This window comes from Streptomyces sp. NPDC057638, assembly GCF_042800315.1.
Lineage (GTDB): Bacteria > Actinomycetota > Actinomycetes > Streptomycetales > Streptomycetaceae > Streptomyces.
Window position 1 is genome coordinate 1 of record NZ_JBHVHF010000424.1, and the last position, 5,312, is coordinate 5,312.

Consider the following 5,312-nt stretch of genomic DNA (forward strand, 5'->3'; position numbering starts at 1 on the left):
GGCCCCCGGCGCCCGTCCCCACCCGTCGGTGGAGCGTGTCCGATCACGGGTGGGTCACTGAAGCAGCTTCGCCTTCGCCCGCTGGAACTCCTCCTCGGTCAGCGCGCCCCGGTCCTTCAGCTCCGCCAGCCGGTGCAGCTCCTCCGTGGAACTGGTGCCGCCCGCCGCGCCGCCCGACCCCGCCGCGTCCCGGATGTACGACTTGAACTCCGCCTCGCGTTCCTTGGCGAACTTCGCCTCCCGCTCGGCCATCGAGCGCCCCCGCACGATCAGATAGATCAGCACGCCCAGGAACGGCAGCACGATGACCAGCACCAGCCAGCCCGCCTTCGCCCAGCCGTTCATGGTGTGGTCGCGGAAGAGGTCCGTGACGACCTTGAACAGCAGGAACAGCCACATGATCCAGAGGAAGAACCAGAGCATGGTCCAGAAGAGGTTGAGCAGGGGGTATTCGTCCACGATCGGCTCCCATCAGCGTCCGGGCCACCGTGGCCCGGATCCTCGTGTCCGCGTGGGCGTGCCGCACGCGGCTGTCAGGCCGGGGGCCGCTCCGGCGTCGTGGTGACCGCCGGACAGGCCGGGGGCTGCTCCGGCGTCGTGGTGACCGCCGGGGCGTCTCAGTACCGCACCGCCTTCTTCACCTCGGTCCTCACCGACCCCGACAGATCCCGGTTGCTGTGCGCGACACCGTCCTTGGTGCCCTTCGCGGGCACGTCCGCGATGGTGAGGACCGTCGTGTCCAGCAGGTTCCCGGAGCTGTCGGTGAAGGAGACCTGCACCGCGAAGCTCTTGGCCGCGTCGGTGGTGTTCTCGGCGGTGACCTTCACCGACATCCGGCCGTCGCTCTCCCGGGTGGGAGTCGCGAGCCGTACCGCGCTCCGGGCGTCGACACCGCCCTTGATCTCGTTCAGCTTCGCGTTGGCCGACGCGGTGGCGGAGGCGATGGCCTCCGACGCCCGGGAGGCCGCGCTCGACGCCTGGGACGCCAGCGACGAGGCCGCCGCCGTGGCCCGGGCGCCTACGGAGGCGGCCTGGGAGGCCACCTCGGACGGGCTGGTCGATCCGTTGGAGCACCCGGCCGCCGCGACGGCCGCGACCAGCGCGAACGTCACTCCCACCAGTCCCCGTCGCCACTGGCCGTCCATGTGTCGTGCCTCCTCTGTCACCCCTCGGTCCAGTGAAGGAGCTGCCGCCCCCCACCGCATGCCGGTGTACTCCGTACGGGTGTACGGGGAGGGTGGGAGCGCTCGTGGCGCCCGCCGTCATGAGGGCGGTGGTGATGACGTTGATCCGGGGCCGCCTCCACCGGACGGAACAGCCCCGGATCCCGCAGAGCACCGCCGCAGAGCACCCCGAAGCACGCCCCACCGCCCAGCCACAGGAGCGCCCGTCATGACGTTTCCCCCGGAGAGTCTGCGCACCGCGCTGGTCAACGGCGTCTCCCTGGCCTACCGGGAGACCGGTACCGGCGAGCCCGTCGTCTTCGTCCACGGCGACCTCAGCGATCTGCGGACCTGGGAGTGGCAGCTGCCCGTCATCGGCGCCTCGTACCGCGCCCTCGCCTACAGCAGGCGCTACGCCCGCCCCAACGCCGACATCGCCCCCGGCGGGATCAATCCGATGCCCCGGCATGTGGACGATCTGATCGCGTTCCTCACCGCGACCGGCGCCGCGCCCGCCCATCTGGTCGGCAACTCCTGGGGGGCCTTCATCAGCCTGCTGGCGGCCGTGCGCCGCCCCGATCTGGTGCGCTCCCTGGTGCTGGAGGAGCCACCGGTCGTCCCGCTCTACCTCAGCAGCCCGCCCCGCCCGGCCGAGCTGCCGCTGCTGGTCCGCCGCCCGCGCGTGCTGCGGGCGCTGGCGCGCTTCACCACCCGTACGGTCACACCGGTCAAGCGGTACTTCCGGGCCGGGGAGGACGAACTGGCGATGCGGACCTTCCTCCGGGGTGTCCTGGACGACGTCGCCTACGGCCGGCTCGCCGAGGACCGGGTGCCGCAGATGCGGGAGAACCTCACGGCCCTGCGCGCCGGTCTCTTCCGCGCCGGGTTCCCGCCGGTCGACCCCGCCGCCGTACGGGGACTGGCGGTCCCCACGCTGCTGGTGACCGGTGTCCACAGCGCGTCCCTGCTCCATCTGCTGAGCGAGCGGCTCGCGGAACTCCTGCCGGACGTACGGAGCGTGGAGATCGCCCACGCCTCACATCTGATGCACGAGGAGAACCCGAAGGCGGTGAACGACGCGATCCTCGGGTTCCTCGGGTCTCTCGGCGGCCTCGGCTGACGGCCGGGACCGGTGACCCGTAGCGACGGATCACCGGTCCCGGCCGTGCTGTCCTGCCCCGTCAGATGCTCAGCGGCCCTCCGTCCGCGCCCTGCGCGCCGCCCGGCGGCTCGCCAGCAGCAGGGTGGTGCCGGTCAGGGCCGTCGCCGCCGCGAGGCCGCCGAGCAGGGCCAGGGCATCGCTGCGGGCACCGGTCCGGGCCAGCGACGCGGGTCCGTCGCTGACGTGGGCGGCCGCCTTGAGGAGCTGTCCGACCACCTTGTCCGGGTGGGACATCATCGACACGTGCGACGAGTCGATCTCGATCGTGTGCGAGCGCGCCCGCTTGGCCTCGAAGCGCTCCAGATCGGGCGCGATGGCCTTGTCGTTCTTGGAGACCACGAACCAGGACGGCCGGTCCTTCCACGCCGCCGCCGTCGCCTTCTCGGCGAAGCCCGCCGCCGATACGGGCCGCTGCTCCACCGCCATCAGCCGGGTCATCGCCTCCGGCAGGTCCGCCGCGAAGACGGAGTGGAACTTGTCGAGCTTGATGTAGAGGTCCTCACCGCTGCCGTGGGCGTCGGTGTACGGAACGGGGTTGAGCGCGGGCGCCAGTTCGCTGCCCGGGAACTTGGTGGAGAGCCCGGCCGGGGACTCGCCGACATCGGGCATGAAGGCCGAGACGTAGACCAGGGCCTTGACGTTGGGGTTCCCGGCGGCGGCCTGGGTGATGACGGCGCCGCCGTAGGAGTGGCCCGCGAGGACGATCGGGCCCTTGATGGACTTCAGCACGCTGGCGACGTAGGTGGCGTCATTGCTCAGTCCGCGCAGCGGGTTGGGCGGGGCGAGGACGGGGAAGCCCCGGTCCTGGAGCCGCTCGACCACCTCGTTCCATCCCGACGCGTCGGCGAAGGCGCCATGGACGAGGACGACCGTCGGCTTGGCGCGCCCGGTGTCCCGGGCGGTGCCGGTGTCCCCGGCGGCGAACGCGGGCGCCGCGCTGGCGACGGTCGCGGCGGCCGCGAGGGCCAGCGCTCCCGTACGGCGGGATATCCGGCTCAGACGGGTCGCCCGGGATATCCGGCGTTCGGGGAGCGGTGACGGGGTCGGGGACGGCACAGCCATGGCGTTCTCTTTTCTTCGGTGGGGAGGCTGTCGGCCCCACTCTTTTCCGGCCCGCCGTGCCGCGCCCGCCGGAGCGGGCACAGGAGTGACGCGCACGGTCCGTACGGGTGAGTCCACCCCGGTTCCCCGTCCGACGCCGACACCCTCGCGGCACGTACGCCGACACCCTTGAGGCACGTACGCCGACACCCTCGCGCCAGGTACACCAACGCCCTTGCGGCAGGTACGCCGACGGCCGCCGGCGGTCACGGGGACCGGCGGCGGCCGGAGGTCGGTCAGCGCGCTGTGGCGCGGCTCCCCGGGGGAGCCGGGGCCTACGCGGTGAGCGCGGTCTGGAGCTCGCCGAGGATGAGGGTGGCGGCGGTGTAGCCGATGCCCTGGATCCACAGCTCGTCGGTGACGGCGTGGGCCTTGCCCGCCTTCACGGCGGGGATGTTCTTCCACAGCGGGCCGCCGAGGACCTCGGTCGCCTTGGCCTTCTTCGGGTCACCGATGGTGGAGTGGAAGATGACGTCGGCGGCGGCGAGGTCGATCTTCTCGGGGCTGACGTTCAGCATGAAGCCGTCCTCCGCCTTCTCGGTGATGGCGGGCCGGCCGAGACCCACATCGGCGAGGATCGTGCCGATGTAGTTCTCCTTGCCGTAGATCCGGATGTCGGAGCCCTCGATGAACCGGACCATGTTGACCTCGGTCCGGGCGGCCTTCTCCTTGCCGCCGAGGGCCGCGGTCACCTCGGCCGCGCGGGCGGTGTAGGCGTCGATGGCCCGCTGGGCCTCCGCCTTCTTGTTGAGCACCTCCGCGTGGACCAGGAAGTTCTCCTTCCAGGGCAGCCCGGTGGTCTCGGTCATCACCGTCGGCGCGATCTTCTTCAGCTCGGCGTACTTGTCGCCGTGGCGCAGCTTGCTGGTGAGGATGACATCGGGCTTGAGGGCGATGATCGCCTCAAGGTTGGGGTCGGCCATCTCACCGACCGTCTTGACGCCCTTGACCTTCTCGGCGGGGAGGTGCGCCGGGAGCCCGGTCGGCGTGTCGAAGCGGGTGGCGCCCACCGGGGTCACCCCGAGGGTGACGACCGAGTCCAGCTCCGCCGTGTCGAGCACGACCACGCGCTGGGGGGTGTCCGGGACCTGGACATCGCCCATGGCGGTCTTGACCGTACGGGTCTTCGCCGCGTCGCCGCCGCCCTCACCCTTGCCGTCACCGTCGCCCGAGCCGCACGCGGTGAGCGTCAGCGCGCCCGTGAGCACGGAGGCCAGGGCGAGGGCGCGTCGGCGCGGGAAGGTCTTGCTGATCATGGTGACTCTGCTTTCGCTACGGAACCCGGGCATGGGTTTGGTTAGGCTTAGCTAACCTTATGCGGACCGGCCCCGACAATCCTCTGTGGGGCAGTTGTGATGAAGTGACCCCTCGTCAGAGGGGCGCGCCCACCCCGGACCCACGCCCGTCCGGCACCCCGTCAGCCCCCTCTCTCACCTCTCTGAGCTGCGCAAACAGGGAATCACCCCAGAGCTGGGCGGCCTACGCTCGACATTCCGTCGGCCCATGTGCGGCCCCGGCCGGGGCCGCGTGGAAGGAGGAGCGGTGCGGACATCCACCAAGGCCCTGCTCGGACTCACCGGTACCAGTCTGGTCGCGATCATCGCCGCCACCCTGGGGAAGGGCTCCCTGGCCTGGCTCTGGGCGCCCTGGGCGATCCTCGCCCTCGTGACCGTCGTCGTGGTCCGCCGGGACCAGCGCGACGCCTGACCGGCCGAACCGGCCGACTCCACTGACGCGGCGGAACGAGGGGGCGCCTGCCTTCACCCGATGGCACCAGATCGACGCGTGTACGGCCGGAGGGATTCCGCCGCCCCGGCCGCCCCGCTCGTCCCGGCCGTACGCCAGCACCGGCCGCGCCCCCGCCCGTACGCCGTTCACCGGTACGG

At 71.6% G+C, this 5,312-nt stretch carries 6 protein-coding genes; 2 read left to right on the plus strand and 4 right to left on the minus strand.

Going from position 1 to position 5,312, the window contains the following annotated elements; translation table 11 throughout:
- Window positions 1-54 precede the first annotated feature (54 nt).
- Together ACFVIM_RS32415 and ACFVIM_RS32420 are read right to left on the minus strand one after the other, a co-directional pair.
- Entirely contained in the window at window positions 55-459 is a 405-nt protein-coding gene (locus ACFVIM_RS32415; RefSeq protein ID WP_384309127.1) for an SHOCT domain-containing protein, read from the minus strand.
- Between the two features lie 158 nt (window positions 460-617).
- Window positions 618-1,145 carry a hypothetical protein gene (locus tag ACFVIM_RS32420; RefSeq protein ID WP_384309131.1) on the minus strand — a complete coding sequence of 176 codons (528 nt, stop codon included), beginning with the start codon at window positions 1,143-1,145 and terminating at the stop codon, window positions 618-620.
- 247 nt (window positions 1,146-1,392) lie between these two features.
- Here ACFVIM_RS32420 and ACFVIM_RS32425 point away from each other — a divergent pair, with 247 nt between their 5' ends.
- The gene (locus ACFVIM_RS32425; protein WP_384309134.1) at window positions 1,393-2,283 is read left to right on the plus strand and encodes an alpha/beta fold hydrolase; all 891 of its coding nucleotides are present in this window, start codon (window positions 1,393-1,395) and stop codon (window positions 2,281-2,283) included.
- Window positions 2,284-2,352: 69 nt separating this feature from the next.
- Here ACFVIM_RS32425 and ACFVIM_RS32430 read toward each other — a convergent pair whose 3' ends face one another.
- Both ACFVIM_RS32430 and ACFVIM_RS32435 read right to left on the minus strand, forming a co-directional pair.
- Entirely contained in the window at window positions 2,353-3,387 is a 1,035-nt protein-coding gene (locus tag ACFVIM_RS32430) for an alpha/beta fold hydrolase (protein ID WP_384309136.1), read from the minus strand.
- A 314-nt stretch (window positions 3,388-3,701) separates the two neighbouring features.
- A complete protein-coding gene (locus ACFVIM_RS32435; RefSeq protein ID WP_384309139.1) occupies window positions 3,702-4,682 on the minus strand; it encodes an ABC transporter substrate-binding protein in 981 nt (326 codons plus the stop codon).
- Between the two features lie 286 nt (window positions 4,683-4,968).
- Here ACFVIM_RS32435 and ACFVIM_RS32440 point away from each other — a divergent pair, with 286 nt between their 5' ends.
- Window positions 4,969-5,133 (plus strand): hypothetical protein, encoded by a 165-nt coding sequence (locus ACFVIM_RS32440; RefSeq protein ID WP_384309142.1) that lies wholly within the window; start codon window positions 4,969-4,971, stop codon window positions 5,131-5,133.
- Window positions 5,134-5,312: the final 179 nt, after the last annotated feature.